The following is a 25,087-nucleotide window of genomic DNA, read 5'->3' on the forward strand; positions in this document are numbered from 1 at the left end:
GTGGCCACCCTGCGATCGGGCCAATCGTCGGCCGTCCCCGCCTCGTCCTTCAGTCGTCGTGGTGGATCCGGCCCTGCGTCGACGCGAGCCGCTCCCCCGACCCGCCCCACTGCCGCGCGACGATCTCCGCCGCGATCGACACAGCGGTCTCCTCGGGCGTCCGGGCGCCGAGGTCGAGGCCGATCGGGGAGGACAGCAGGGCCAGCTCGGCATCGGTCAGCCCGGCCTCGACCAGCCGCTCCAGCCGCTCGTCGTGCGTGCGCCGCGAGCCCATCGCGCCGATGTAGCCGGGGCGTACGTCGTCCGCGAGCCGCAGTGCCACCTCGAGGAGCGGCACGTCGAACTTCGGGTCGTGCGTGAGCACCGCCAGGACCGTACGCCGGTCGATGCGGCCCGCGTCGAGCTCGGCCTGCAGGTAGCGGTGCGGCCAGTCGACGACCACCTCGTCGGCACCCGGGAAGCGCGAGCTGGTGGCGAAGACGGGGCGGGCGTCGCACACCGTGACGTGGTAGCCGAGGAACGACCCGACCTTGGCCACGGCGGCCGCGAAGTCGATCGCGCCGAAGACCAGCATCCGGGGCTTGGGCGCAAAGCCCCAGACGAACACCCGCATCCCCTCGCCGCGACGCTCGCCGTCGGGACCGTAGGTCAGCGTGGCGTTGGTGCCGATCGCCAGGAGGCCCAGCGCGTCGTCGTGCACCGCCGCGTCGGCCCGGTCGGACCCCAGGCTTCCGTCCGCGGGGGCGTCGGGCCGGACGATCATCCGCCTGCCCAGCCACGAGGGGTCCGGGTGCTCGATGACGGTGGCGAGGGCGACCGGACGACCGGCCTCGATGTCGGCGGCCACCTCACCGAGCTGCGGGAAGGTGGTGCGGGAGACCTGCTCGACGAAGACGTCGAGGATGCCGCCACAGGTCAGGCCGACCGCGAAGGCGTCGTCGTCGGAGACGCCGTAGCGCTCGAGCACGGGCTCGCCGGACGAGACGACGGTCTGGGCGAGCTCGTAGACCGCGCCCTCGACGCAGCCGCCCGACACCGATCCCACGGCGGTCTCGTCGGGACCGACGAGCATCGAGGCGCCCGGCGGCCGCGGCGCCGACCGGAAGGTGGCGACGACGGTGCCGACGCCGATCGTCTCGCCGGCCTCCCACCACTGCATCAGCTCGGGCAGCACGTCACGCACGGGAGATCACCTCGGTCAGCTCGGCGAACGTCGCCAGCGAGTGGCCGGCGAGGAAGTCGTCGCAGTGCGGCAGGGCAGCGACGACGCCACCCTGGAGCGGCTCGTAGCCGGCCTTGCCGCGGTGGGGGTTGACCCAGACGACACGGTGGGAGATCCGCTGCAGGCGTGCCATCTGCTGGCCCAGCAGCTCGGCGTCGCCGCGCTCCCACCCGTCGCTGAAGACCACGACCACGGCGCCGCGGGCCATCCCGCGCTGCCCCCAGCGGTCGAGGAAGACCCGCAGCGTCTCGCCCAGCCGGGTGCCGCCCGACCAGTCCGGCACGACCTCACCGGCAGCGACGATCGCGCGGTCGGCGTCGGGCGAGCGCAGCGCACGGGTGACGTGGGTCAGCCGGGTGCCGACCGTGAAGGTCTCGACGGTGCCGCCCGTGGTCCGCGCCGACTGGGTCAGGCGGTGGGCGAGCCGCAGGAGGGCGTCGGCGTACGCACTCATCGACCCGCTGACGTCGACCAGCAGCACCACCCGGCGCGGTCGCACCGCGCGACGGCGCCAGGCGATCTCGCCCGGCTCGCCGAGGTGCTGCAGCGAGCGTCGCAGCGTGCGGGACGCGTCGACCTCGCCGCGGTGCCACCTCTGGTGCCGGGCCGTACGCCGGGTGGGCGGGCGCAGCGACAGGCGCACGAACATCCGCGCCAGCCGCCGCTTCTCCGCGGCGTCGAGCGAGGCGACGTCGCGGTGGCGGAGCACCTCCGCGGCTGAGGCCGCGGCGCGGACCACGTCCTCGTCGTCCGCCTCGTTGTCACTGCCCCCGGCTCCCTCCGCATCGGGCAGCAGGTGCGCGGTCGCCGGACGCGAGGCGTCCTTCGGCCGCGACTGCGGCAGGCCGTCGCGCGCGTTGAACCAGGCGGCGAACACCTGGTCGTGCCGGAACAGGTCGTCGGGCGACGCGCACAGGGTGGCCCGGCCGGCCCACCACACCGCCTGCCCGTCGTCCGCCCCGACCTCCGCGACGGCGGCGAGGAAGGCGTGCGACCGGTCCTGGGTGACCGCCACACCGGCGGCGCGGAGCGCACGGGTGAAGCCGAGCAGCACTTCGTCGACCTCGCGCACGACCGTCATGCCTGTGCCAGCATCCGGTCGAGCGCGGCCTTCACCCGGTCGGCGTCCTCGCGGTACTTCAGCAGCGCACCCAGCGTCGCGGCGGCCGAGGCCAGGTCGAGCTCGGCGGTGCCGAGGTAGGTCAGGGCGCGCGCCCAGTCGAGGGTCTCGGCGACACCCGGCGGCTTCAGCAGGTCGTCGCGCGTGCGCAGCTGCTGGACCAGCCCGACCACCTGCCGGGCGAGCGTCTCGCTCACCTCGGGCGCCCGCGAGCGGACGATCTCGACCTCGCGCTCGAGGCCCGGGTGGTCGATCCAGTGGTAGAGGCAGCGCCGCTTGAGCGCGTCGTGGAGCTCGCGGGTGCGGTTGGAGGTCAGCACCACCAGCGGCGGCTCGGGGGCGGTGACGGTGCCGAACTCCGGGATCGTCACCTGCCAGGTCGAGAGCACCTCGAGCAGGAACGCCTCGAACTCGTCGTCGGCACGGTCCACCTCGTCGACCAGCAGCACGGCCGGGGCCTGGCGCAGCGCGGAGAGCACCGGGCGCGCCAGCAGGAACCGCTCGTCGTAGAGGCTCTTCTCCGCCTCGTCGGAGTCGACCGCGCCGGCCGCCTCGAGCGCGCGGAGGTGCAGGATCTGCCGCGGGAAGTCCCAGTCGTAGAGCGCCTGGCTGGCGTCGATCCCCTCGTAGCACTGCAGCCGCACCAGCGGCAGGCCGAGGCTCTGCGACAGCGCCTCCGCGAGCGCCGTCTTGCCGGTCCCGGGCTCGCCCTCGAGCAGCAGCGGTCGCTGCATGCGGGCGGCGAGGAAGACGACGGTGGCCAGCTCGGCGTCGGCGAGGTAGCCGGTCGTGCCCAGGCGGGCGGCGACGTCCGCTGCGGAGTCCAGTCCTTCGACCATGGCGTCAGGCTACGACCGGCACGTTGGTCGGACGTTGGAGCGTCACCGGCGGTCGACGTCGGCACCCGTCGCGAGGTCGCCACACTCGACCAGGCGGGTGTCGTGGGCGGCGAGGTAGTCGCGCGCCCCACGGTCGCCCGTGGCGCTTTCGACCACGCCCGCCCAGTGGTCGCGGCCGATCAGCACGGGGTGTCCCGGCACACCGTCGTACGCCGCCCGGGCGAGGTCGTCCCTCCCTGTCGCCGCGTCGAGGAGGCGACCCACGACGCCGGCATCGACGTCGGGGAGGTCGACGAGCGAGACGAGGGCGACGTCGTGGTCGGTCATCGCCAGGGCCGTCAGGCCGGCGCGCAGCGAGGCACCCATCCCCTCCTCCCAGTTGTCCGCGTGGATCCGCGACACCGACATCGGCAGCAGGGCTGCAGCTCGCTGTGCCTCGGCGCCGAGCACCACCACGATCTCGGCGCAGCCCCGGAGAGCCTGCACCGACCGCAGCAGCCACGAGGTCCCGTCGCCGTCGCGGGCCAGGGCCTTGGGCCCGCCGAAGCGCTCCCCCGCCCCGGCCGCGAGCAGCAGTCCCACCACCTCCACGGCCACGCCTCCGTCCCCGTCCGCTAGTCCGGCATCAGCTGCTGGCCGGGGTGCGCTCGCTCCCAGGCGTCGATCGCCAGGTCCCACTCGGGTCCGCTGAACTCCACCAGGGTGACCGGGAAGATGCCGTCCTCCTCCTTGGAGATGTGCACGCGCAGCTCCGCCACCTCGTCGCGGAGCACCGCGAGCTGGTCGGGGTCGCGCACGTCCAGGGTACGCAGGACCTCGTCGAGCGCCCGGTGCTCCGCGATGAGGGGGTCGATGTGCTCACGGTAGAGCTCCTCGCCGCGCATCAGCGCGAACACGCCCTCCTCCTCGCCCTGCCAGTGCGACCTCAGCTCGGCGCGCATCCGGGCGACGGTGGCCTGGCCCTGGTCGAGCTCACCGCGGCCGATCTGCTCCAGCGCCAGGTGGCCGAGGTCGAGCACGTGCTCGTGCTCGGCGATGTAGTCGCGGATGAGGGGGATGTGCCGGCACCCGCAGTAGTGGCACACCGGTCAGGACCGCGTGGCGACCGTCAGGAGCACCACCGCGTCGGTGTCGGCATGGAGGTCGTGCCGGTGTGGAGGGATCACCAGGTAGTCCCCGGCGCCGCCCTCCCAGACGTCCTCCCCTGCCGTCAGCCGGACCGTGCCGACGAGGACCTGGAGGCTCGCGTCGCCGGGCGACTCGTGCTCGCCGAGGGACCGGCCGCCGGCCAGCGCGACGACGGTCTGGCGCAGGTCGTGCTCGTGGCCGCCGAACACGGTGACCGACGCGCGGCCGCTGCTCGCCTCGCGGGCGGCGGCGAGCTGCTCGTCGGCCAGCTGGTGGAGCGAGGTCGTCTTCATGGGTGCACTCCTTGATCGGTGATGGTCTGGTCAGCCCACCCGGTCCCAGCCACGCCGGCTCGGCGTGCTGCCGGGCTGGCCCGGCCGGGAGTCGCGGGAGCGGTAGACGATGTAGGGGCGCGTCAGGTAGCCGAGCGGCGCGCTGAAGACGTGCACGAGCCGGGTGAACGGCCACAGCGCGAAGAGGGCGAACGCCACGAGCGCGTGCAGCTTGAACCCGATCGGCGCCTGGGCCATCAGCTCGGCGTCGGGCTGGAAGGCGAGGAACGATCGGTACCAGACCGAGACGCCCTCACGGTAGTTGTACTCCCCGCCGAGGCTGAAGATCGAGCCGGCGATCGTGTTCCACATGCCCAGCACGATCGCGGCGGCGAGGAAGGCGTACATCACCTTGTCCATCACGGTGGTGGCCGAGAAGACCGGCCCGACCGTGCGGCGCCGGTAGATGAGGATGCACATGCCGACCAGTGCCATCACCCCGGCGACGAGGCCGCCGCCGACCGCTGCGTAGTGGTAGAGGTGGTCGTCGATGCCCACGGCGGCGGTCCACGACCGCGGCACCAGCAGCCCGATCACGTGACCCCCGACGACGCCGAGCATGCCGAAGTGGAAGAGCGGTGAGCCCAGCCGGAGCAACCGGTCCTCGTAGAGCTGTGAGGAGCGCGTGGTCCACCCGAACTTGTCGTAGCGGTAGCGCCACGCGTGCCCGACCACGAACACCGCGAGGCAGAGGTAGGGGACGATCACCCAGAGGAAGACGTTCATCGCGGAGCTCCTACGGGGATCGCGGCGGACGAGATGATGGTCGGGCCGGTGGCGAGGGCAGGGTCCGCGCCGTAGCCGGAGAGGCCGACCTCCTCAGCCGGTGGGCCCTGCTCGACCAGGCGGCGTACGGCGTCCGCCTCCTCGCCCCGGAGCTCACGCAGCGTGGCACAGATCGCCACCAGCGCTGCTGCCCACGGCGAGCCGGTCGATCCGTCGTCGTTGCGCCAGCCGGTGAGGGCGAGCCGGAGCATCTCCACGCCGGCCCGGTGGTCCTCGAGGAGCTGCCGCCCGATCGCGAGGTCGACGGTGGCGCCGAACTGCAGGACCGCGCACAGGTGGTCGGGCAGCTCGCCGTGCTCCTCGGACCACTCGACGCCTCCGCGCCGGTAGGCCTCCTTGAACTGCACGAGCGCGGCGCCTCTCCTGCGGGTGTCGCCGTAGGCGAAGTAGGTGAGGTAGAGCGCGCACTTGCGGGTGTGGTCGAAGGTGACGACGTAGTCCTGCTGCAGCTCGGCGAGCGTCGCGCCCCTCATGTGCCGGATCAGTCCGACGAGGTGCTCGTCATCCGGGACCAGCGACTCGAGGTCGTCGAGGGACGACACCATCTCCTCGGTGGGGTAGTCCAGGAGGACCGAGCACACCGCCCAGACCCGGGCGGCGTCCGCGTCGCGGACGGCCGCGCCCCTGCGTCGGAACATCACCGACCACCCGTCCCGTCGCGCGGCGGGAACAGCCCCTCCGGCGTCCCCCTGCCGTCCCAGTTGAGGAGGTTCACCCGGCTGGCCTTGTCGTCGGGCGCGGCGAGCGAGTCGGAGGTCTGCCGGTCCTGGAGCATCCGGAAGTTCTCGACCGCCACCGGCGTCGGATAGCCGGCGCCCTCACCCAGCAGCGCCTGGTCGTAGTGCGAGCCGGCGGCGTCGAAGTCGACGGCGCAGTCGGTGGCCAGCTCCTCCAGCGCATGGGCCTGCTCGGCGTGCGCCGGCGGGATCACGTAGCGGTCGGCGTACTTGGCGATCGCCAGCAGGCGGAACATCTCGTACATCTCCTCCTCCGTCATGCCGACGGCGGCGGGGATGGATGCGTCGGGCTCGCGCCCGAGGTTGATGTCCCGCATGTAGGAGCGCATCGCGGCGAGCTTCTTCAGCACGCCGTCCACCGGCTCGACGTCACCCGCCGTGAACAGGTTGGCGAGGTACTCGACGGGGATCCGCAGCGTGTCGATCGCGGCGAACAGGTTGCCCCGGTCCTCTGCGTCCTGACCGGTCTCCTTGACGACGTCGACCACGGGCGACAGCGGCGGGATGTACCAGACCATCGGCATGGTGCGGTACTCCGGGTGCAGCGGCAGGGCGACCTTGTAGTCGGTGATCAGCCGCAGGACGGGCGACTTCTTCGCGGCCTCGATCCAGTCGGCCTCGATGCCGGCGGCGAGGGCCGCCCGCTCCACCTCCGGGTCGCGGGGGTCGAGGAACACGCCGCGCTGGGCCTCGTACAGATCATGCTCGTCCTCGACCGCCGCCGCCTCCAGCACCGCGTCGGCGTCGTAGAGCATCAGCCCGATGTAGCGCAGCCGCCCCACGCAGGTCTCCGAGCACACCGTCGGGATGCCGACCTCGATGCGCGGGTAGCAGAACGTGCACTTCTCGGCCTTGCCGGTCTTGTGGTTGAAGTAGACCTTCTTGTACGGGCAGCCCGAGACGCACATCCGCCAGCCGCGGCAGCGGTCCTGGTCGACGAGCACGATGCCGTCCTCGGCCCGCTTGTAGATCGCACCGGAGGGGCACGACGCGGCGCACGACGGGTTGAGGCAGTGCTCACAGATGCGTGGCAGGTAGAACATGAAGGTCTGCTCGAACTCGAGCTTCACCTTGTCCTCGATGCCCTTGAGCATCACGTCGCGCGCCGCGTGCTCCTGCGACCCGCCGAGGTCGTCGTCCCAGTTGGCCGACCACTCGACGTTCATGTCCTTGCCCGAGATCAGGCTCTTGGGCCGGGCCACCGGGAAGGTGTCGGTCTGAGGCGAGTTGAGGAGGGTCTCGTAGTCGTAGGTCCAGGGCTCGTAGTAGTCCTCGATCGAGGGCAGCTTGGGGTTGGAGAAGATGCTGAGCAGCTTCTTCACGCGGCCGCCGGCTCGCAGTGCGAGGCGCCCGTTGGGCTTGCGGACCCAGCCGCCCTCCCACTCGTCCTGGTCCTCGTACGTCCGGGGATAGCCGAGACCGGGGCGGGTCTCGACGTTGTTGAACCAGACGTACTCGGTGCCGGTCCGGTTGGTCCAGGCCTGCTTGCAGGTGACCGAGCAGGTGTGGCACCCGATGCACTTGTCGAGGTTCATCACCATGGCCATCTGAGCCATCACGCGCATCAGTACTCCACCTTCGCGGTCCGCTTGCGGATCATCGTGACCTCGTCGCGATTGTTGCCGATCGGGCCTATGTAGTTGAAGAAGTAGGCGAGCTGGGCGTAGCCGCCGACGATGTGGTTGGGCTTCATGAGCACGCGCGTGAGGCTGTTGTGGATGCCTCCCCGCTTGCCGTCCCGCTCCGTGAGCGGCACGTCGATCAGCCGGTCCTGGGCGTGGTGCATGTAGACGGTGCCCTCCGGCATCCGGTGGCTCACGATGGCGCGGGCCGCGACGACGCCGTTGCGGTTGACCATCTCGATCCAGTCGTTGTCCTTGATCCCGACCTTGGCGGCGTCGCGGTCCGACATCCAGACCGACTGGCCGCCGCGCGAGAGCGAGAGCATGAACAGGTTGTCCTGGTACTCGGAGTGGATCGACCACTTGTTGTGCGGGGTGAGGTAGCGCACCGAGACGCCGAGCTCGTTCTGCTCGCCGATGGGCGCCTCCCCGAAGAGCTCCGTCATGTTCAGCGGTGGTCGGTAGACCGGGAGCATCTCGCCCATACCGAGGAACCAGTCGTGGTCGACGTAGAACTGCTGGCGGCCGGTGAGGGTGTGGAACGGCTTCTTCCGCTCGATGTTGATGGTGAAGGGGCTGTAGCGCCGCCCGCCCGACTCCGAGCCGGACCACTCCGGCGAGGTGATCACCGGCACCGGCGCGACCTGGGTGTCGGCGAAGGTGATCTGCTTGCCCTCGTGCTCGGCCGCGAGGTCGGCCAGCTCGGTGCCGGTGCGCTTCTCCAGGAACCGGAAGCCCTGCGTGGCGAGGTGGCCGTTGGAGACCCCCGCGAGGTGGAGCATCGCGTCGGCCATCTGGATGTCGGTCTCGACCTTGGGCTGGCCGTCCCCTGCTCCCCCGTGCACGACACCGTTGCGACGGCGCAGGATCTCGACCTCGCGCTTGACGTCGTAGGCCACGCCCTTGGTGAGCATGCCGACCTTCTCCAGCAGCGGACCGATCGAGGTCATCTTCTCGAAGATCGCGGTGTAGTCGCGCTCCGCGACCGCGATCACCGGCATGGTCTTGCCCGGGACCGGCTCGACCTCACCGGTCTTCCAGTCCTGCACCACGCCGTGCTCGCTCGCCATCGCCTCCGGGGTGTCGTGCCACAGCGGTTTGGCGATCACGTCCTTGCGGGTGCCGAGGTGGACGACGGCCAGCTCGGAGAACTTCTTCGCGATGACCTTCCAGGTGTCCCAGTCCGACTTCGTCTGCCACGGCGGCGCGATCGCGGGGTTGAACGAGTGCACGAACGGGTGCATGTCGGTGGTCGACAGGTCGTGCTTCTCGTACCACGTCGCGGCCGGCAGCACGACGTCGCTGAAGATCGTCGACGACGTCATCCTGAAGTCGATCGTCATCAGCAGGTCCAGCCGGCCCTCGGCCGCCTGCTCCGCCCACACCACGTCCTGCGGTCGCTTGTCGGGCGGCGCCTCGACGGCCGTCGCGGCCGAGTCGGTGCCCAGCAGGTGGCGCAGGAAGTACTCGTTGCCCTTGGCCGAGGACCCGAGCAGGTTGGAGCGCCACAGCGACAGGATCCGTGGGTGGTTGTCCTCGTGCTCGGGGTCCTCCACGGCGAAGCGGAGGTTCCCGGCCTTGAGCTCCGCGGCGACGTACGACGGGGCGTCCATCCCGGCCGCCTCGGCGTCGTCGGCCAGCTGCAGGCTGCTGCGGTCGAAGGTGGGGTACGACGGCGACCACCCGAGCCGGACCGACTGGGCGAGAAGGTCCATCACCGACCGCCCGGCGAAGATCCCGGTGCCCGCGTCGAGGTCGTCGGCGCTGAACGTGTCGTAGCGGTACTGCGACGTGTTCACGTACCAGTAGGCGGTCTGGTTCATGTGGCGCGGCGGGCGGTGCCAGTCCAGGGCGAAGGCCATGTGCTGGAAGCCCATGATCGGGCGGATCTTCTCCTGCCCCACGTAGTGTGCCCAGCCACCGCCGTTGCGTCCCTGCGTGCCCGTGATCGTGGTGAGCAGCAGGATCGCGCGGTAGATCTGGTCGGAGTGGAACCAGTGGTTGACGCCGGCACCGAGCAGGATCATCCCGCGACCCTCGCTGTCGATGGCGTTCTGCGCCCACTCGCGCGCCAGCCGGGTGACCTGGCTCGCCGGCACGCCGGTGTGCTGCTCCTGCCACGCCGGGGTGGCGGGCACGGCGGGGTCGTCGTACCCGTACGGGTCGGCCGCGTCGGTGCGCGGCCACTGGCCCGGCAGGCCGTCGCGGGCCACGCCGTACTGCGCCAGCAGCAGGTCGAGCACGGTGGTGACGACGCGGTCACCGACCCGCGCGACCGGGACGCCGCGCCGCTCGTGGAGGACCTTGCCGTCAGCGGCGTCGAAGCGGGGCAGCTCGACCTCGACGGCCTCGCGCGTGCCGCCCTGGTGGTCGCGGTACATGCTGAGCGCCGGGTCGATGTCCCCCAGCTCGAGGTTCCACTTCCCCACGCCCTCGTCACCGAACCGGTCACCGATCGAGCCGTGCGGGATCCGCACCTCGCCGGTGCCCGCGTCGATGAGCGCCGGCTTCCACATGGCGTTCTCGCTCGTGCCGCCGAGGTCGCCCTCGACGAGGAACTTGCCGGGCCGGTACGACCCGTCCGCGGCGGGCTCGAGGCAGACCAGGTGCGGCAGGTCGGTGAACTGCTTGGTGTAGCCCTCGAAGAACGGCGTGGTGGAGTCGACGAAGAACTCCTTGAGGATGACGTGGCCCATGCCCATCGCGAGCGCACCGTCGGTGCCCGGCGCGGGGGTCACCCACTCGTCGGCGAACTTCACGCTCTCGGCGTAGTCCGGCGCGATGGCGATGACCTTCTGGCCGCGGTACCTCGCCTCGGTCATCCAGTGGGCGTCGGGCGTGCGCGTCACCGGGACGTTGGAGCCCCACATCATCAGGTAGCCCGCGTCCCACCAGTCGCCCGACTCCGGGACGTCGGTCTGGTCACCGAACATCTGGGGTGAGGCGTTGGGGAGGTCGGCGTACCAGTCGTAGAACGACAGCATCGGCGCGCCGATGAGCTCGAGGAACCGGGCACCGGACGTGTACGAGACCGGCGACATCGCCGGGATGGGCGAGAAGCCGGCGATCCGGTCCGGACCCCAGCGCTTGACGGTGTAGACGTGGGCGGCGGCCACGATCTCGGCCACCTCGTCCCAGCTCGCGCGGACGAGGCCGCCCTTGCCGCGCGCCTTCTTGTACGCCCGCGCCTTCTCCTCGTCCTGCACGATCGAGCCCCAGGCCACGACCGGGTCCCCGTGCTGCTGCTTGGCCGCGCGGAACATCTCGAGGAGGACGCCACGGACGTAGGGGTAGCGCACCCGCGTCGGGCTGTAGGTGTACCAGCTGAAGGCCGCACCGCGCGGACACCCGCGCGGCTCGTACTCGGGACGGTCGGGCCCGGCGCTCGGGTAGTCGGTCTGCTGCGCCTCCCAGGTGATGATCCCGTCCTTGACGTAGACCTTCCAGGAGCAGGAGCCGGTGCAGTTGACGCCGTGCGTGGACCGCACCACCTTGTCGTGGCTCCACCGGTCCCGGTAGAACACGTCGCCCTCGCGACCGCCCTTCTTGTGCAGAGTCCGCTGGTCCTCGCTCACCTCCGCCTTGGTGAAGAACCGGCGACCGCCGATCAGGGCCGAGGAAAGCGGGCTCTCGAGACTCATCAGACCTCCGTGGTGAGGGTGCGCCAGGTGGCGGCGGGACAGCAGCCCGCGATCCCGACCATAGGGGGCCGCGATCCGTGCGGCCACCCCTGGCGCGCAGTAGGAGCACTAGGTCCCGGATGTGCGGGACCAAGGTCCTCACGGTTGGCCGAGTTGTTCCGAAGCGCCCTAGTTTCCGGGATGGTGGGTCGTGCCCGCCTCGTCGAGAACGGAGTGCTGATGAGCGAGACGACCGGCCAGGACCGAGTGCTGTGGCTGTCCACCGTCGGGTTCACCCTGATGTTCGCGGTGTGGCTGATGTTCGGCATCCTCGGCAAGCCCATCCAGGAGGAGTTCGGCCTCACCGAGGTCCAGCTGTCGTGGATCGTGGCGGCCGCCGCGCTGAACGGCTCGCTCTGGCGCCTCCCCACCGGCATGATCACCGACCGCATCGGCGGCCGGAAGGTGATGACCTTCCTCCTCGCCGCGACGGCGGTGCCCGCGTACCTCGTCTCGCGCGCGGACTCGTACGCCATGCTCGTCGTGCTCGCCTTCTTCGTGGGATTCGGGGGCAACTCGTTCTCCGCCGGCATCGCGTGGAACTCCGCCTGGCAGCCCCGTGAACGGCAGGGCTTCGCGCTCGGCCTCTTCGGGGCGGGCAACGTGGGCGCGTCGGTCACCAAGTTCATCGGTCCGCCGTTGATCGCCGGCACCGCCGGTGCCACCTACTTCGGCTTCGTCGACGGGGGCTGGCGCCTGGTCCCGGTCGTGTACGCCGTGCTGCTGCTGGTCATGGCTGCGCTGGTCTGGTTCGGCACTCCGGAGCAGGACCGGGCGCCCGGGACGGGCCAGCCGCTCCGCCAGCAGGTGCGGCCGCTGCGGAGCATGCGGGTGTGGCGGTTCAGCCTCTACTACGTGGCCGTCTTCGGTGCGTACGTCGCGCTCGCGGCCTGGTTGCCGACCTACTACATGGACAACTTCGACGTCTCGCTCCAGTCGGCCGCCCTGCTGACCGCGACGTACATCTTCCCGGCGTCCCTGCTGCGTCCCTTCGGGGGACACCTGTCCGACCGCTTCGGCGCGCGGCGCGTCATCTACTGGACCTTCGGGGCCATGCTCGTCGTGACCGGGATCCTGATGATGCCCAACGGCCACATCGTCATCAGCCATCCCGACGGCACGCAGAGCGAGCACCTGGCCTACAGCATCGGGGTGGTGCCGTTCGCGGTGCTCGTCTTCCTGCTCGGGTGCGCGATGGGCGTCGGCAAGGCGGCGGTCTTCAAGCACATCCCGGAGTACTTCCCCGACAACGTCGGCGCGGTCGGCGGGCTGGTGGGCATGCTCGGCGGGCTCGGCGGCTTCTTCCTGCCACCGCTGTTCGCCTACACCAAGGCGTGGTCCGGCTTTCCGTCGAGCACCTTCTTCGTCCTGTTCGTCCTGACCCTCGTCTGTGCCGTCTGGATGCACTGGACCGTCGTCCGCATGCTGCACGCTGAGTCCCCGGAGCTCGCCGGTCGACTCGAGAACCCGTCCGACGACCGCCGTCCCGCTCCCGGGCTGGCGCCGGCACCCACCGCCTGAGGAGGCACCACCATGAGCACCGAAGCAGCGCGCCGGAACGGCGAGTGGCTCGACGCCTGGGATCCCGAGAACGAGGAGACCTGGGACAAGGGCCTGGCGTGGAAGACCCTGTGGATCACCACGTTCTCGCTGTTCCTCGCCTTCGTGGCGTGGTTCCTCCCGAGCGCCCTCATCCCGAAGCTGAACCCCCTCGGCTACAGCTTCAGCACCTCCCAGCTCTACTGGATGGCCGCCATGCCGGGCCTGTCGGCGGGGTTGTTCCGGCTCCTCTGGATGGTCCTGCCGCCCGTGATGGGCACCCGCAAGATGGTCGCCCTCACGTCCTTGCTGCTGGTCTTCTCGACGCTCGGCTGGGGCGTCCGGGTCCAGGAACCCACGGCGCCCTACTGGGAGCTGATGGTCCTGGCCTTCCTGGCCGGCATCGGCGGAGGTGCGTTCTCCGGCTTCATGCCCAGCACGTCCTACTTCTTCCCCAAGCGCAAGCAGGGCACGGCACTCGGCCTCCAGGCCGGGATCGGCAACTTCGGGGTGTCCGCCGTCCAGCTGCTCACGCCCTACCTGATCGGCTTCTCCTGGCTCGCGTTCTTCGGGTCGCACCAGACCATCTCGATGCCCGGCAAGGCGCCCCAGGACGTCTGGTACCAGAACGCTGCGTTCATCTGGATCCCGTTGATGGTCCTGGCCGCCGTGCTCGCCTGGACGATGCTCAAGTCGGTGCCGATCACGGCCAACATCCGCCAGCAGTTCGACATCTTCTCCAACGTCGACACCTGGCTGATGACCCTGCTCTACATCATGACCTTCGGCACCTTCTCCGGCCTGGCCGCCCAGTTCGGCCTGCTGATGGCCGACCTCTACGGCATCAGCAACCCCGACATCGTGAGCGGCACCGGAGCGGCAGCGAAGGTCCTAGTCGAGGGCTACGACGTTCCCGACGTCGTGAAGTTCGTCTTCCTCGGCCCGTTGATCGGCGCGGGTGCCCGAGTGTTGTTCGCGCCGCTGACGGACCGGACCGGCGGGGCGATGTGGACCGTGGTCTCCGGAGTCGGCCTGATCGCCTCCATCGCGTTCACCCTCCCGGCGCTGACGCCGGACACGACGTCGGCCGCGACCCTCGACGCCGGCTTCGACCGGTTCCTGTGGGGGATGCTCGCGATCTTCTTGTTCAGCGGCATCGGCAATGCGTCGACGTTCAAGCAGATGCCGATGATCTTCGAGAAGCGACAGGCCGGTGGCGTCATCGGCTGGACCGCCGCGATCGCCGCTTTCGGCCCGTTCTTCTTCGGGATCGGCGTCACCACGCTCGGCCCGACGACGTTCTACGCCATCGGCATCGCCTGGGCGGTCATGTGCGTCGCCATCACATGGATGCGATACGCCCGCAAGGGAGCACCGAAGCCCAGCTGAGGCCGACGGCCTGCTCAGCCGGCGAAGGCCTCGGCGTACATCGCCTGGAGCTCCGGGGTCTGCTCGGCCGTGAAGCCGCAGAGGGTCACCCGGGTGTCGGTGGCGCTGACGAGGTAGGTCTTGCCCTCCTGGAAGTCGACGGCCATCAGCAGGTCCTGGAGGTCCTTGCTGGGCGACTCCACGGTGACGGTGGCGGCCTCGTCGCCGGCGTACCACTCGTCGACCTGCAGCGTCGCCATGCCGTCGTCGAGGGAGGTGACGGTGCCGGAGAAGGCGGTGTCGAAGGTGGACAGGGTCTCGGCGGACGGCATCGCGCACTTGGCGGCGACCGAGCCGTCGGCGGTGAGGGCAAGGGTCCCCGTCTCGGTCGTGGCGTCCGGGGAGCTGCTCGACGTCGCCGTGTCCGGGGCCTCGTCGGAGCCCGACTCGGCACCGCACGCGGTGAGGAAGGCCAGCGCCACGAGGAGCGGCGCGGCGAGCAGGGTGCGGTGGCGGGCGAGGGGGCGGGTGGTGTTCACGATTCCTCCTGGTGGGACCGGTGCTACGGATGGGACGACGCGGCCCGCCGGCGGGTTCCGGTCGGTCATCGGTCCGGGTCCTCGTCCTCCTCCTCCACCCGCCGCTTCAGGCGGCCGATGCCGGGGATCTTGCCGAGGATCTCGTTGAGCTCGCGAGAGACGTTGAGCAGCTCGTGGACGTCCGGGGCGACCGAGCCCAGGGTGGTGAGGACGGGGAGCACGTCGCGCTCGACCTGCTCGGTGAGCTGCGGCAGGTGGTCGATCAGCTGCACGAGGGCCGCGACCTCGTCCGGGTGCGTGGTGTCGGCGAGGGTCTGGAGCGTCGGCTGCAGCGTCGTGAGCGGCGGTTCGAGGACGTCCATCAGTGAGGCCGCCCGACCGACCTGGACGGCCGCGCCGTCGACCACCTTCCCCACGCTGTCGATCCGCTCCTGGGCACCGTCGACGACGGTCCCGACCCGGTCGATCTGCACCTTCGCGTCGTCGACCACCGTCCCGACCCGGTCGATCTGCACCTTCGCGTCGTCGACCACCGTCCCGACCCGCGCCACCTCCGCGGCAGCGGCCTCGGCCACGTCCTCGACCCGATCGATGACGGCAGACGCCCGCGCAACCAGCACCTCGGCCTGGCCGAGGAGGGCCAGCATCCGCGGCACGGCGCCGACGAGCGCCTCGACCTGGTCACCGCCGCGCTCGAGGGCGGACAGGACGTCACGAGGTCCGGGGACGGGGAGGCGCATGCGCCATTCCTACCAGCGGCGTCGCAGCCCGGGGACGTGCAGCAGGGCCCCCGCCGGAGCGGGGGCCCTGCTGTGGTGATCGAGCGACTCCGTCAGACGAGGATCAGAAGTCCATGCCGCCCATGCCGCCCATCCCGCCGTCGCCGCCGCCCATGGCCGGAGCCTTCTCGGGCTTGTCGGCCACGACGGCCTCGGTGGTGAGGAACAGCGCGGCGATCGACGCGGCGTTCTGCAGCGCCGAGCGGGTGACCTTGGCCGGGTCGATGATGCCCTCGGCGATCATGTCGACGTAGTCACCGGTGGCCGCGTTGAGGCCGTGACCAGCCTGCAGGTTGGCGACCTTCTCCGCCACGACGCCACCCTCGAGACCGGCGTTGATCGCGATCTGCTTGAGGGGGGCCGAGGTCGCGACGCGCACGATGTTCGCGCCGGTGGCCTCGTCGCCGGTCAGCTCCAGCTTGTCGAACGCGGTGGCAGCAGCCTGGACGAGCGCCACGCCGCCGCCGGCGACGATGCCCTCCTCGACCGCAGCCTTGGCGTTGCGGACGGCGTCCTCGATGCGGTGCTTGCGCTCCTTGAGCTCGACCTCGGTGGCCGCGCCGACCTTGATCACGGCCACGCCGCCGGCGAGCTTGGCGAGGCGCTCCTGGAGCTTCTCGCGGTCGTAGTCGGAGTCCGACTTCTCGATCTCGGCGCGGATCTGGTTGACCCGGCCCTCGATCTGGCCCTGGTCGCCGGCACCCTCGACGATGGTGGTCTCGTCCTTGGTGATGACGACCTTGCGGGCCTGGCCGAGCAGCTCCAGGCCGGCGGTGTCGAGCTTGAGGCCGACCTCCTCGGAGATGACCTGGCCACCGGTGAGGATGGCGATGTCCTGGAGCATGGCCTTGCGGCGGTCACCGAAGCCCGGCGCCTTGACGGCGACGGAGCGGAAGGTGCCCTTGATCTTGTTGACGACCAGGGTCGACAGCGCCTCGCCGTCGACGTCCTCGGCGATGATCAGCAGCGGCTTGCCGGACTGCATGACCTTCTCCAGAAGCGGGAGGAGGTCCTTGACCGTCGACACCTTGGAGTTGGCGATGAGGACGTAGGGGTCCTCCAGCACGGCCTCCATGCGCTCGAGGTCGGTGGCGAAGTAGGCCGAGATGTAGCCCTTGTCGAACCGCATGCCCTCGGTCAGCTCGAGGTCCAGCCCGAAGGTGTTGGACTCCTCGACGGTGATGACACCTTCCTTGCCGACCTTGTCCATCGCCTCGGCGATGATCTCGCCGACGGTGGTGTCAGCGGCGGAGATCGACGCGGTGGCGGCGATCTGCTCCTTGGTCTCGATGTCGATGGCCATGCTGGAGAGCTGCTCCGACACGGCGGCGACAGCGGCCTCGATGCCGCGCTTGAGGCCCATCGGGTTGGCGCCGGCCGCGACGTTGCGCAGTCCCTCGCGGACCATGGCCTGGGCCAGGACGGTGGCCGTCGTCGTGCCGTCACCGGCGACGTCGTCGGTCTTCTTGGCGACCTCCTTGACCAGCTCGGCGCCGATCTTCTCGTAGGGGTCCTCCAGCTCGATCTCCTTGGCGATCGAGACGCCGTCGTTGGTGATCGTGGGGGCGCCCCACTTCTTCTCCAGGACGACGTTGCGGCCCTTGGGGCCGAGGGTGACCTTGACCGCGTCGGCGAGGGTGTTCATCCCTCGCTCGAGGCCGCGGCGGGCCTCCTCGTTGAAAGCAATCAGCTTGGCCATATCGCGTGCGATTCCTATCGACGTGAGTCTGTGTGTCGACACCAGACGGGCTGCCCGCGACGGACGATCCACTCCACCGGCGATCCATTCACGCCGGCTTCTGCAGACCTCAGCGCCACCTGTGTCGTTGTCACTCTCGTGTCGAGAGTGCCAGCATCATGTTTAGCACTCGACCACCGAGAGTGCAAACGCCTCAGCCCAGTCGCCGGACGACCAGGTCGGCGAACGGATCGGCGTTCTCCGGGGCGACATCGAGGTAGAGGCCGGGCTCGATCAGCTCGAGCTCGCTGACCACCCACCGCTCCTCCCACCAGAGCAGGTCGACGCGCCCGTAGTCGAGCCGTCGACCGAACCTGCGGGTGGCCTCGGCGTCGGCGGCGAGCGCCACGTCGACGCAGGCCGGGTCGAGGGGCACCACGGTCGACGAGCCGCCGTACTCCTCGTGCACCCGTACCTCCTCGCCCACCGGCACCTTGACGACCTGGCAGACCGGGACGCCGTCGATGATGAAGACCGAGACCTCGCCGCGGGTGCGGATCGAGGTCACGAGGGGTTGTACGACGACCGCGCCCGCCTCGACGTGCACCTCTGCCGCTGCCTGGTCGAGGCCGGCACCGAGCACCGCCAGGCCCTGGCCACCGGCGCCGACGGCGGGCTTCACGACCGCCGTGCCGAGGTCGTCGACGGCCGCGACGAGCTGCGCCGCGCTCGTGAGCCACGCGGTCGGCACCGTGGGCAGCCGGTGCAGGTCGAGGAGGTAGCGCTTGTCGTGGTTCCACGCGAAGACGTCGGCGCCGTTGAGCAGCCGCGCCTGGTCGAGCGAGCGCGCCCAGTCGAGGAACTGGGCGGGCCGCTCGGTGTAGTCCCACGGTGAGCGCAGCACGACCAGCGAGGCAGCGGACCAGTCGACGGCCGGGTCGTCCCAGACCACCCAGCGGGCGTCGACCCCGCGTGCGGCCAGGGCCGCGTCGAGCGCGGCGGCACCCGGCTCACCGGTCGGCAGGTCGCGACTGGTGACCAGGAGAACGGTCATTCAGGGAGCTCCGAGGCGCCGTAGAGCTCGTGGGCGACGGCGTCGCGGTTGGAGCCCTCGCGGTTGTCGCCCTTCTCGATGATCACGAGGTTGTGGTAGCAGTGCACCGCCCGGACCCACTGGTCGGTGTAGGTGGGCTCGTAGCCCTCGACGAGGAACTCCTCGTGGTTGAGGCCGTCGATCAGGTCCTTCACGAGGTCCATGGAGGTCCCCGGTGCGCGCGGGTCGATCTCGCCGCCCCAGGCCGGCCAGTAGGACGTCTGGATGTCCTCGATGCAGTAGATGCCGCCGTCGGGCATCAGCGGGAAGAGGATCTTGAACGACTCGCGCACGTGGGCCGGGATGTGGCTGCCGTCGTCGATGACGACCAGCGGCGCACCCTGCTCCTCGATGATCTGATTCAGGATCGCGGGGTCGGTCTGGTCGCCGAGGTAGGTGTGGATGTGTCCGCGGGTCAGCCACGTCTTGTCCTCGATGTCGAGGCCGACGATGGTGGCCCGCGGGAAGAACCAGCGCCACATCTTCATCGAGGCGCCGCTCTTGCGCCTCTTCTTGTAGCCGCCGATGCCGAGCTCGAGCAGCGTGAACGAGTCCTTCCGCAGGTGCTGGAGGTGCCGCTCGTAGTGAGGTGTGTAGCGGTGCACGCCCCACTTGTCGGTGCGGAACTCGATGGCCAGCTCGGTCAGGTTGCTCGCAAGGAGCCGCTGGCGGCGCTCGGCCTTCGGGTCGGCCGCCGGTGCCGGCGCCTCCGGTGCGGGCGGGTCCTGCATCCGACCGGCCTTCTGGGCGGCTCTCTTGACGGCCTGGCCGGCTCGTCGAGCAGTCGTTCGCACCCGGGAACCCTAACCTGATCCACCGACCCCGGGTGCGTGGTGCCCGAACGGCAGGTCCTGCACCACGCCCAGCGCCGCCAGCACCGACGGGAGCATGGCCTTCGCGGTCCGCTTGTAGCCGTGCGCGCTCGGGTGGAAGCGGTCGAGGCTGAACATCTCCTCCGGGTTGGTGATGAAGAACGGGCCCACCACGTGGGCCAGCGAGACGACTCGCGCGCCGTGCTCCAGGGCAGCCACGCGCTGGGCCGCGGCGAGCTGCCGCGACGCCCGCGACCCGAGCGCGCGCAGGGGCTGCGGCACGGGTCTCAGCGCACCGAGGTCGGGGCAGGTCCCGACGACCACCTCGGTGCCACGTGCCCGGAGGTCGTCGACGGCCGCGACCAGGTGGCGCACCGACTCGGCGACCGGCACGCGGTGGGTCACGTCGTTGCCGCCGACCACGATGACCGCGACATCGGGGACGTACGACGCCGGCAAGGCGGCCAGCTGCTCCGCGAGCATGCTGCTCTCCGAGCCGACGACGGCCGCCGTCCGCAGGCGCACGGACCTGCCCGCGCTCCGGGCGGTCCCGCGTGCCAGCCGGCCGCCGAGCGTGTGCTTCGCCTTCTCCGCGCCCAACCCGGCGGCGATCGAGTCGCCGAGGACGAGGAGGTCCACCGGGTCGCCGTACCCCTTCTTCCAGTGCCGGTCCCCCGCCGGCGCCTCCTCGCCGAGCGGCTTGCCGATCGCCCTGCGCGCCTGCGCGGCCTGGCGCACCAGCAGCCCGCGGGCGCCGTACGCCGCTCCGGCTCCGATCCCGCCGACGACCGCCAGCGCCGTCCCGGTCCTGCCCAGGTGCCTGTGCCTCTCCACTCCACCCTTCAACCACATGGAGATGGACCGGCGCCCAACCCCGGTCGACGGATGGCCCAACAGACCCCCCGCACGTGGGTCCATGTACTCACGACAGCCGCACCGCAGAGGGCCACGCTGGAGCCATGACCGACACAGCGCTCCTGCCCACCCGCTCGGTGCCCCCTCGCCAGCTCGCCTGGCTGCGCTCCGAGGTCGCCGACTGGACCTCCCGGGGCATCATCAGCCCCGACCAGGCGGAGCGCATCTCCCGGCACTACAGCGCCGCCGACCACGCCCGCTTCAGCGTCGGCCGCGTGCTGCTCTACCTCGGCAGCGGCTTCGTCGGCATCGGCCTCATCTGGCTGGTCGCCGCCAACCTCGACCAGCTCTCCCCCGTGGCCCGCTTCGTCGCGGTCACCGTCCTCTGGCTGGCCTTCCTCGCCGGCGGCGAGCTCCTCGCAACGCGCCGGGCGTCGCGCCCGCTCGTCGGGGCCGCCCGCCTCCTCGCCGCCCTCGGCATGGGCGCCGTCCTGTTCCAGGCCGCCCAGTCGCTGCAGGTGCCCGCCTTCGAGCCGCGCCTCCTCGGGCTCTGGGCCGTCGGCGCGCTGCTGCACGGCTACGCCGTCCGGGCCCACGCCCCCTTCATCGTCGGCCTCCTCGTCGGAGTCGCGTGGTGGTTCGTGCAGCCGCTCTGGGACGAGCAGAACGGCTTGGCGGTCGTGGTGCTCTTCGGCGCCGCGGCCGTGCTGGCAGCGGGTCTCGCGGTCCTGCACGACGGCCGTCTCGACGACTTCGCCTGGGCGTGGCGCACGGTGGCCGCTGCCATGGCGCTGCTCTCCCTCTTCGTGGCCGCGATCCCCGACATCGGTGGCGACGGCCTGGCCTGGTCGCCCTGGCTCGTCGTGGCGCTCGCTGCCGCGGGTGTCGCCGCAGCCGCTGCCGCCGTCGTGGCGCGCGGCGTACGCGCCCTCGAACCGGCCGGCGCCGTGCTGGTCCTGGTCATCGCGACCCTGCTCGGCCTCTGGTCGACCGGCTCCGACACGAGCGACGTGGACGCGTCGGACTGGCTGCACGCCGCCGTCTCGGTGGCCGCGTACGTCGTCCTGGCCGTCGCCCTGGTGGCGCTCGGCACCGTGCGCGAGCACACCGCCCTCACCTGGATGGCGATGGGCGGGCTGGTGGTCTTCACGACCTTCCAGAGCTTCGCCGTCTTCGCCCCGATCGTGACCGGCGCCTGGCTGTTCGTGGTCCTCGGCACGGTCTTCCTGGGCAGCGGCTTCCTCTTCGACCGGGCCCGGCGCGAGCTGGTCCAGGCACTCGACACCGACACCCCCGACAGCTCGAACGGAGCACCCCGATGAAGCGCACCGTCACGGTCGCCCTGATCGCCGTCAGCCAGCTGGTCCTCGTGGGCGTGGCCGTCGCACCCCAGCTCTCCGCGCGGGTGCTCGGCGACACCTATCTCGTCAGGGTCGCGCCTGTCGACCCGATCGACCCGTTCCGCGGTGCCTACGTGGCGCTCGACTACCCGGACCTGCGCCACGACGACCGGCAGTCGTCGGGCGAGGGTGGCGACCTCTACGTCAGCCTCGTCGAGGAGGACGGCGTGTGGACCGCCGGCGAGTGGAGTCGCCAGCGGCCCGCCGACGGCCCCTACCTGGCCTGCGACGACCGCTCGTGGCAGGTCCGCTGCGGGATCGAGAGCTGGTTCCTCCCGCAGGACGAGGCCCGCGAGGCCGAGCGGCTCCTGCAGGACGGCGCCGTCGCGGAGATCAAGGTCGACTCCCGTGGCAACGCCGCCGTGGTCGGCGTCAGAGCCGGCTGAGCGTGACGGTGTAGTAGGTCTCCTCGTCGGCGACCATCGTGCTCGGGTCGATCGCGATCGAGCTCGGGACGCCGCGGGGGGTCCACTCGACGTCGACCCGCTCGGCCTCCGTCCGGGCGCTGCGGATGAGCGAGTAGAGCTCGTCCATCGACCAACCGCGGGAGGCCTTCAGCCGCCGGTCACCGCGCGTGACGCGGACCGTGCGGTCGTTGCGGATGACGGTCTCGACGGGCTGGGTGCGCACGCAGAAGCAGGACTCCCGCACGGTGATGACGTAGTCGTCGATGCCCTTCGCCTGCCACTTCTGCCAGGCGGTGGACAGGTCGGGCTCCTCGTTGATGCCGGGCACGAACGGCTGCACGGGCTGTGGGTCGGCCGCCGCTGCCGGGGCGGCGGTCGCAGCGAGGCCGAGCGGGAGCAGGGCAGCGAGCAGGACGTGCTTCATCGTCGTCATGTCCGGTACGACGCGTGCCGGCCGTCGCGGGGTTCCGCTCAGCCGCCCGCTACGGCGGGGATGACCGAGATCTGGACGCCGTCGGGCGTCGGCGTGTCGAGCTCGTCGAGGAACCGCACGTCGTCGTTGCCGACGTACACGTTCACGAACCGGCGCAGCTTGCCGGCCTCGTCGAGGATGCGGCCCTTGATGCCGGAGTAGCTGGCGTCGAGGTCGTCGAGCACCGCCGCGAGGGTGTCGCCCTCGGCGCTCACCTCGGACTCACCGCCGGTGTAGGTGCGGAGGATGGTCGGGATCCGGACGGAGACTGCCATGAGGAGATCTTGCCTCTCAGAGGATGTTGGCGGCTACGAACGCGTCGTAGGAGGGTGCGATGGTGGCTGCGGGGCCGACCCGGTCGGACACCGAGTCCAGGGTCTTGAGGCCGTGCCCGGTGTTGATCACGACGGTCTCGAGCGAGGTGTCGAGCTGACCGGTCTCGACGAGCTTCTTCAGCACGCCGACGGTGGTGCCGCCGGCGGTCTCGGTGAAGATCCCCTCCGTACGGGCCAGCAGGATGATGCCCTCGCGGACCTCGTCGTCGGAGATGTCCTCCACGGCGCCGCCGGACTTGCGACAGATGTCGAGGACGTAGATGCCGTCGGCGGGGTTGCCGATCGCCAGGCTCTTGGCGATCGTGTCGGGCTTGACCGGGCGGATCGCGTCGGTCTCGGCCTTGTAGGCCGCCGAGACCGGCGAGCAACCGGTCGCCTGGGCGCCGAAGACCTTGTAGGGCTTGTCCTCGACCAGCCCGAGCTTGATCAGCTCCTGGAACGCCTTGTCGACCTTGGTCAGCTGCGAGCCGGACGCCACGGGGATGACGATCTGGTCCGGCAGCCGCCAGCCGAGCTGCTCGGCGATCTCGTAGCCGAGGGTCTTGGAGCCCTCGGCGTAGAAGGGCCGCACGTTGACGTTGACGAACGCCCAGCCCTCCTCCTCGCCGGCGATCTCCGAGGCGAGCTTGTTGACGTCGTCGTAGTTGCCGTCGACGGCGACGAGCTTCTCGGTGAAGACCGCCGAGTTCACCTTCTTCGGCGTCTCGAGGTTGCTCGGGATGAAGACCACGGTCGGGATCCCGGCCCGGGCGCCGGCGGCCGCGACCGCGTTGGCCAGGTTGCCGGTCGACGGGCAGGCGAAGACCTTGGCGTCGAGCTCGCGGGCGGCGCTCAGGGCGCAGGCGACGACGCGGTCCTTGAAGGAGTTGGTCGGGTTGGTCGAGTCGTCCTTGACCCAGAGGTTGTCGATGCCGAGCTCGCGACCGAGGTTGTGCGCCTTGAGCAGCCGGGTGAACCCGGGCTCGGTGTTCGGGCTCTGCTCGATGTCGTCGGGCACCGGCAGGAGCGCCTTGTAGCGCCAGATGTTGGCGGGGCCGGCGGCGATCTCCTCGCGCGTCACGGCCGGGTAGTCGTAGGCGACCTCGAGGGGTCCGAAGCACTCCGGACAGGCGTACGACGGGCCGAGCTCGACCTCGTGCCCGCACTCGCGGCAGGCGAGGGAGCGGGCGTTGCCGAAGGCGCCCTCGCGCAGTCCCTTGCGACCCTCTGGGGCGGTGGCGGTGGTGTTCTCGTCCAGCACGGTGCTCATGAAGTCCTCCTTCTCATCTGTCCCCGCGACTCTCGCGTGGGTCGGATTTGGCACCTGCTCCCATGACTGTCGGACGGATCCGGACAGGAGGCTCATGGGTGGTTGCCGGGACTTCTACGGGCCGTTCCCTCAGTCCCTCGTGATGAGCAGGACCAGAGTAGGCAGGCCGTCTCACGATGTGCACACCGAGTCCACGATCTGGATGCCCGCGGCGACGGGCGAGCGTCAGGCGCGCAGCGGCGAGGCGAGCCGGGTGAGCAGCTCGACCACACCTGCGGGGCCCTCGACGACGACGTCGGCGAGCTCTTCCAGGTCGGGCTGCTCATGGGACGCCGAGCAGACCACGAGGCCGGGCAGGCCGTCGGCGCGCAGCGCGCGGACGGCCTCGAAGGCCTCGATGTCGCCGAGGTCGTCGCCGCCGAAGACGATGCCGGTGGCCTGCTGCTCCGCGATGAAGGCACGCACCGCCTGGCCCTTGTGCATGTCGCCGGAGCGGATCTCGACGACGTTGCGGCCGGGCTCGATGCTGAGGTGGTGGCGCGCCGCGAGCTCCGCGACCGGGCCGCGCAACCGCTCGAGGGCACCCGCGGGGTCGTCCATCCGCCGGGTGTGCACCGCGACGGCGAGGCCCTTCTCCTCGATGAAGGCGTCGGCGGCGTCGGCCTTGCGCAGGACGGCGGGGAGCTCGCGCTCGAAGGTCGCGAGACCGGCCGGAGGGCGCGGCGACCTGATGCGCTGGTCGGTCGCCCTCCACCGCTCGTTGCCGTACTGCCCGAAGACGAAGAGCTCCGCCCCGCGGTCGAGCATCGCGTTGCCGAGCGCGTCGAGGTCACCCATCGCGACGGCCTGGCGGGCGGGCCGCCCGGTGATCACGGCGACCGCGCGGACGACCTCCGCGAGCTCGAGGAGGGCGCCGGGCGCACCGGGGTGCAGCCGGGCGGCCTCAGGGTCGTCGACCACCGGCGACAGCGTGCCGTCGAAGTCGAGTCCGACCACCACACCGTCGAGGACGGCGCGTACGGCGTCGTAGTGGGCGCGCGCGTCGTCGGAGGTGAACTCCATGCGACAAGCCAACCACGCGTGGCGCGCGACGTG

General features: G+C 70.7%; 24 protein-coding genes and 1 riboswitch. Of the genes, 4 read left to right on the top strand and 20 right to left on the bottom strand.

What is annotated here, in order from left to right; genetic code table 11:
- Positions 1-49: 49 nt before the first annotated feature.
- From EUA06_RS18690 to EUA06_RS18735, 10 genes are read right to left on the bottom strand one after another with little or no spacing between them, the layout of a single operon-like run.
- Positions 50-1,183, bottom strand: a complete 1,134-nt coding sequence (locus EUA06_RS18690) for an XdhC family protein (protein ID WP_165354447.1) — start codon at positions 1,181-1,183, stop codon at positions 50-52.
- On the bottom strand, positions 1,176-2,303 hold the full coding sequence (locus tag EUA06_RS18695) for a vWA domain-containing protein (protein ID WP_129478622.1): 1,128 nt from the start codon (positions 2,301-2,303) through the stop codon (positions 1,176-1,178). Before EUA06_RS18695 ends, EUA06_RS18690 begins: the two co-directional genes overlap by 8 nt.
- Positions 2,300-3,181 carry an AAA family ATPase gene (locus EUA06_RS18700; RefSeq protein ID WP_129478624.1) on the bottom strand — a complete coding sequence of 294 codons (882 nt, stop codon included), beginning with the start codon at positions 3,179-3,181 and terminating at the stop codon, positions 2,300-2,302. The genes EUA06_RS18695 and EUA06_RS18700 overlap by 4 nt, the downstream gene beginning before the upstream one ends.
- Before the next feature lie 42 nt (positions 3,182-3,223).
- The gene (locus tag EUA06_RS18705) at positions 3,224-3,772 is read right to left on the bottom strand and encodes a nucleotidyltransferase family protein (protein ID WP_242498248.1); all 549 of its coding nucleotides are present in this window, start codon (positions 3,770-3,772) and stop codon (positions 3,224-3,226) included.
- A gap of 23 nt (positions 3,773-3,795) precedes the next feature.
- Entirely contained in the window at positions 3,796-4,266 is a 471-nt protein-coding gene (locus EUA06_RS18710; RefSeq protein WP_129478628.1) for a hemerythrin domain-containing protein, read from the bottom strand.
- Between the two features lie 3 nt (positions 4,267-4,269).
- Positions 4,270-4,602, bottom strand: coding sequence for a cupin domain-containing protein (locus tag EUA06_RS18715; protein WP_129478630.1), 333 nt, complete (start codon positions 4,600-4,602; stop codon positions 4,270-4,272).
- Positions 4,603-4,632: 30 nt separating this feature from the next.
- Entirely contained in the window at positions 4,633-5,367 is a 735-nt protein-coding gene (gene narI / locus EUA06_RS18720) for a respiratory nitrate reductase subunit gamma (RefSeq protein WP_129478632.1), read from the bottom strand.
- The gene (narJ, locus tag EUA06_RS18725; RefSeq protein ID WP_129478634.1) at positions 5,364-6,065 is read right to left on the bottom strand and encodes a nitrate reductase molybdenum cofactor assembly chaperone; all 702 of its coding nucleotides are present in this window, start codon (positions 6,063-6,065) and stop codon (positions 5,364-5,366) included. The genes narI and narJ overlap by 4 nt, the downstream gene beginning before the upstream one ends.
- A complete protein-coding gene (narH, locus tag EUA06_RS18730) occupies positions 6,065-7,729 on the bottom strand; it encodes a nitrate reductase subunit beta (protein ID WP_129478636.1) in 1,665 nt (554 codons plus the stop codon). Before narH ends, narJ begins: the two co-directional genes overlap by 1 nt.
- Complete coding sequence (locus tag EUA06_RS18735) at positions 7,729-11,427, bottom strand: nitrate reductase subunit alpha (RefSeq protein ID WP_129478638.1); 3,699 nt, start codon at positions 11,425-11,427, stop codon at positions 7,729-7,731. The genes narH and EUA06_RS18735 overlap by 1 nt, the downstream gene beginning before the upstream one ends.
- A gap of 219 nt (positions 11,428-11,646) precedes the next feature.
- On the opposite strand from EUA06_RS18735, the gene EUA06_RS18740 reads away from it, so the two are divergent.
- Positions 11,647-12,987 (top strand): MFS transporter, encoded by a 1,341-nt coding sequence (locus EUA06_RS18740; protein ID WP_207208434.1) that lies wholly within the window; start codon positions 11,647-11,649, stop codon positions 12,985-12,987.
- Positions 12,988-12,999: 12 nt separating this feature from the next.
- A complete protein-coding gene (locus tag EUA06_RS18745; RefSeq protein WP_129478641.1) occupies positions 13,000-14,394 on the top strand; it encodes an MFS transporter in 1,395 nt (464 codons plus the stop codon).
- A gap of 14 nt (positions 14,395-14,408) precedes the next feature.
- On the opposite strand, the gene EUA06_RS18750 is transcribed toward EUA06_RS18745, so the two are convergent.
- The 6 genes from EUA06_RS18750 to EUA06_RS18775 form a co-directional block, all read right to left on the bottom strand.
- Entirely contained in the window at positions 14,409-14,912 is a 504-nt protein-coding gene (locus tag EUA06_RS18750; protein WP_129478643.1) for a hypothetical protein, read from the bottom strand.
- A 65-nt stretch (positions 14,913-14,977) separates the two neighbouring features.
- Complete coding sequence (locus EUA06_RS18755) at positions 14,978-15,652, bottom strand: hypothetical protein (protein ID WP_129478645.1); 675 nt, start codon at positions 15,650-15,652, stop codon at positions 14,978-14,980.
- A 103-nt stretch (positions 15,653-15,755) separates the two neighbouring features.
- A complete protein-coding gene (gene groL, locus EUA06_RS18760; RefSeq protein WP_129478647.1) occupies positions 15,756-17,390 on the bottom strand; it encodes a chaperonin GroEL in 1,635 nt (544 codons plus the stop codon).
- A gap of 193 nt (positions 17,391-17,583) precedes the next feature.
- Entirely contained in the window at positions 17,584-18,423 is an 840-nt protein-coding gene (locus tag EUA06_RS18765) for an ATP-grasp domain-containing protein (RefSeq protein ID WP_129478649.1), read from the bottom strand.
- Positions 18,420-19,256, bottom strand: a complete 837-nt coding sequence (locus EUA06_RS18770; RefSeq protein WP_129478651.1) for a class I SAM-dependent methyltransferase — start codon at positions 19,254-19,256, stop codon at positions 18,420-18,422. The genes EUA06_RS18765 and EUA06_RS18770 overlap by 4 nt, the downstream gene beginning before the upstream one ends.
- Positions 19,257-19,265: 9 nt before the next feature.
- Entirely contained in the window at positions 19,266-20,108 is an 843-nt protein-coding gene (locus EUA06_RS18775) for an SGNH/GDSL hydrolase family protein (protein WP_242498249.1), read from the bottom strand.
- Positions 20,109-20,233: 125 nt separating this feature from the next.
- Here EUA06_RS18775 and EUA06_RS18780 point away from each other — a divergent pair, with 125 nt between their 5' ends.
- Positions 20,234-21,451, top strand: coding sequence for a DUF2157 domain-containing protein (locus EUA06_RS18780; RefSeq protein WP_129478655.1), 1,218 nt, complete (start codon positions 20,234-20,236; stop codon positions 21,449-21,451).
- Positions 21,448-21,915, top strand: a complete 468-nt coding sequence (locus EUA06_RS18785; RefSeq protein WP_129478657.1) for a GDYXXLXY domain-containing protein — start codon at positions 21,448-21,450, stop codon at positions 21,913-21,915. Before EUA06_RS18780 ends, EUA06_RS18785 begins: the two co-directional genes overlap by 4 nt.
- Here EUA06_RS18785 and EUA06_RS18790 read toward each other — a convergent pair.
- The 4 genes from EUA06_RS18790 to otsB all read right to left on the bottom strand — a co-directional run bounded on the left by EUA06_RS18790 (position 21,902) and on the right by otsB (position 25,054).
- Positions 21,902-22,369 carry a DUF6174 domain-containing protein gene (locus EUA06_RS18790; RefSeq protein WP_129478659.1) on the bottom strand — a complete coding sequence of 156 codons (468 nt, stop codon included), beginning with the start codon at positions 22,367-22,369 and terminating at the stop codon, positions 21,902-21,904. The genes EUA06_RS18785 and EUA06_RS18790 overlap by 14 nt on opposite strands.
- 38 nt (positions 22,370-22,407) lie before the next feature.
- Positions 22,408-22,683 (bottom strand): MoaD/ThiS family protein, encoded by a 276-nt coding sequence (locus EUA06_RS18795; RefSeq protein WP_129478661.1) that lies wholly within the window; start codon positions 22,681-22,683, stop codon positions 22,408-22,410.
- A 16-nt stretch (positions 22,684-22,699) separates the two neighbouring features.
- The gene (thrC, locus tag EUA06_RS18800; protein ID WP_129478663.1) at positions 22,700-23,992 is read right to left on the bottom strand and encodes a threonine synthase; all 1,293 of its coding nucleotides are present in this window, start codon (positions 23,990-23,992) and stop codon (positions 22,700-22,702) included.
- 10 nt (positions 23,993-24,002) lie between these two features.
- Positions 24,003-24,141, bottom strand: a riboswitch (SAM riboswitch).
- Positions 24,142-24,217: 76 nt separating this feature from the next.
- Positions 24,218-25,054 carry a trehalose-phosphatase gene (gene otsB / locus EUA06_RS18805; RefSeq protein ID WP_129478665.1) on the bottom strand — a complete coding sequence of 279 codons (837 nt, stop codon included), beginning with the start codon at positions 25,052-25,054 and terminating at the stop codon, positions 24,218-24,220.
- Between the last annotated feature and the right edge of the window lie 33 nt (positions 25,055-25,087).

This window comes from Nocardioides glacieisoli, assembly GCF_004137245.1.
In the GTDB taxonomy this organism is placed as follows: domain Bacteria; phylum Actinomycetota; class Actinomycetes; order Propionibacteriales; family Nocardioidaceae; genus Nocardioides; species Nocardioides glacieisoli.

Coding starts and splice junctions, on each gene's coding strand:
- EUA06_RS18755 (WP_129478645.1), bottom strand. CDS start 15,652: ATGCGCCTCCCCGTCCCCGGACCTCGTGACGTCCTGTCCGCCCTCGAG.
- EUA06_RS18695 (WP_129478622.1), bottom strand. CDS start 2,303: ATGACGGTCGTGCGCGAGGTCGACGAAGTGCTGCTCGGCTTCACCCGT.
- narI (WP_129478632.1), bottom strand. CDS start 5,367: ATGAACGTCTTCCTCTGGGTGATCGTCCCCTACCTCTGCCTCGCGGTG.
- narJ (WP_129478634.1), bottom strand. CDS start 6,065: ATGTTCCGACGCAGGGGCGCGGCCGTCCGCGACGCGGACGCCGCCCGG.
- EUA06_RS18740 (WP_207208434.1), top strand. CDS start 11,647: ATGAGCGAGACGACCGGCCAGGACCGAGTGCTGTGGCTGTCCACCGTC.
- EUA06_RS18785 (WP_129478657.1), top strand. CDS start 21,448: ATGAAGCGCACCGTCACGGTCGCCCTGATCGCCGTCAGCCAGCTGGTC.
- EUA06_RS18745 (WP_129478641.1), top strand. CDS start 13,000: ATGAGCACCGAAGCAGCGCGCCGGAACGGCGAGTGGCTCGACGCCTGG.
- narH (WP_129478636.1), bottom strand. CDS start 7,729: ATGCGCGTGATGGCTCAGATGGCCATGGTGATGAACCTCGACAAGTGC.
- thrC (WP_129478663.1), bottom strand. CDS start 23,992: ATGAGCACCGTGCTGGACGAGAACACCACCGCCACCGCCCCAGAGGGT.
- EUA06_RS18715 (WP_129478630.1), bottom strand. CDS start 4,602: ATGAAGACGACCTCGCTCCACCAGCTGGCCGACGAGCAGCTCGCCGCC.
- EUA06_RS18795 (WP_129478661.1), bottom strand. CDS start 22,683: ATGGCAGTCTCCGTCCGGATCCCGACCATCCTCCGCACCTACACCGGC.
- EUA06_RS18765 (WP_129478649.1), bottom strand. CDS start 18,423: ATGACCGTTCTCCTGGTCACCAGTCGCGACCTGCCGACCGGTGAGCCG.
- EUA06_RS18790 (WP_129478659.1), bottom strand. CDS start 22,369: ATGACGACGATGAAGCACGTCCTGCTCGCTGCCCTGCTCCCGCTCGGC.
- EUA06_RS18700 (WP_129478624.1), bottom strand. CDS start 3,181: ATGGTCGAAGGACTGGACTCCGCAGCGGACGTCGCCGCCCGCCTGGGC.
- groL (WP_129478647.1), bottom strand. CDS start 17,390: ATGGCCAAGCTGATTGCTTTCAACGAGGAGGCCCGCCGCGGCCTCGAG.
- otsB (WP_129478665.1), bottom strand. CDS start 25,054: ATGGAGTTCACCTCCGACGACGCGCGCGCCCACTACGACGCCGTACGC.
- EUA06_RS18735 (WP_129478638.1), bottom strand. CDS start 11,427: ATGAGTCTCGAGAGCCCGCTTTCCTCGGCCCTGATCGGCGGTCGCCGG.
- EUA06_RS18780 (WP_129478655.1), top strand. CDS start 20,234: ATGACCGACACAGCGCTCCTGCCCACCCGCTCGGTGCCCCCTCGCCAG.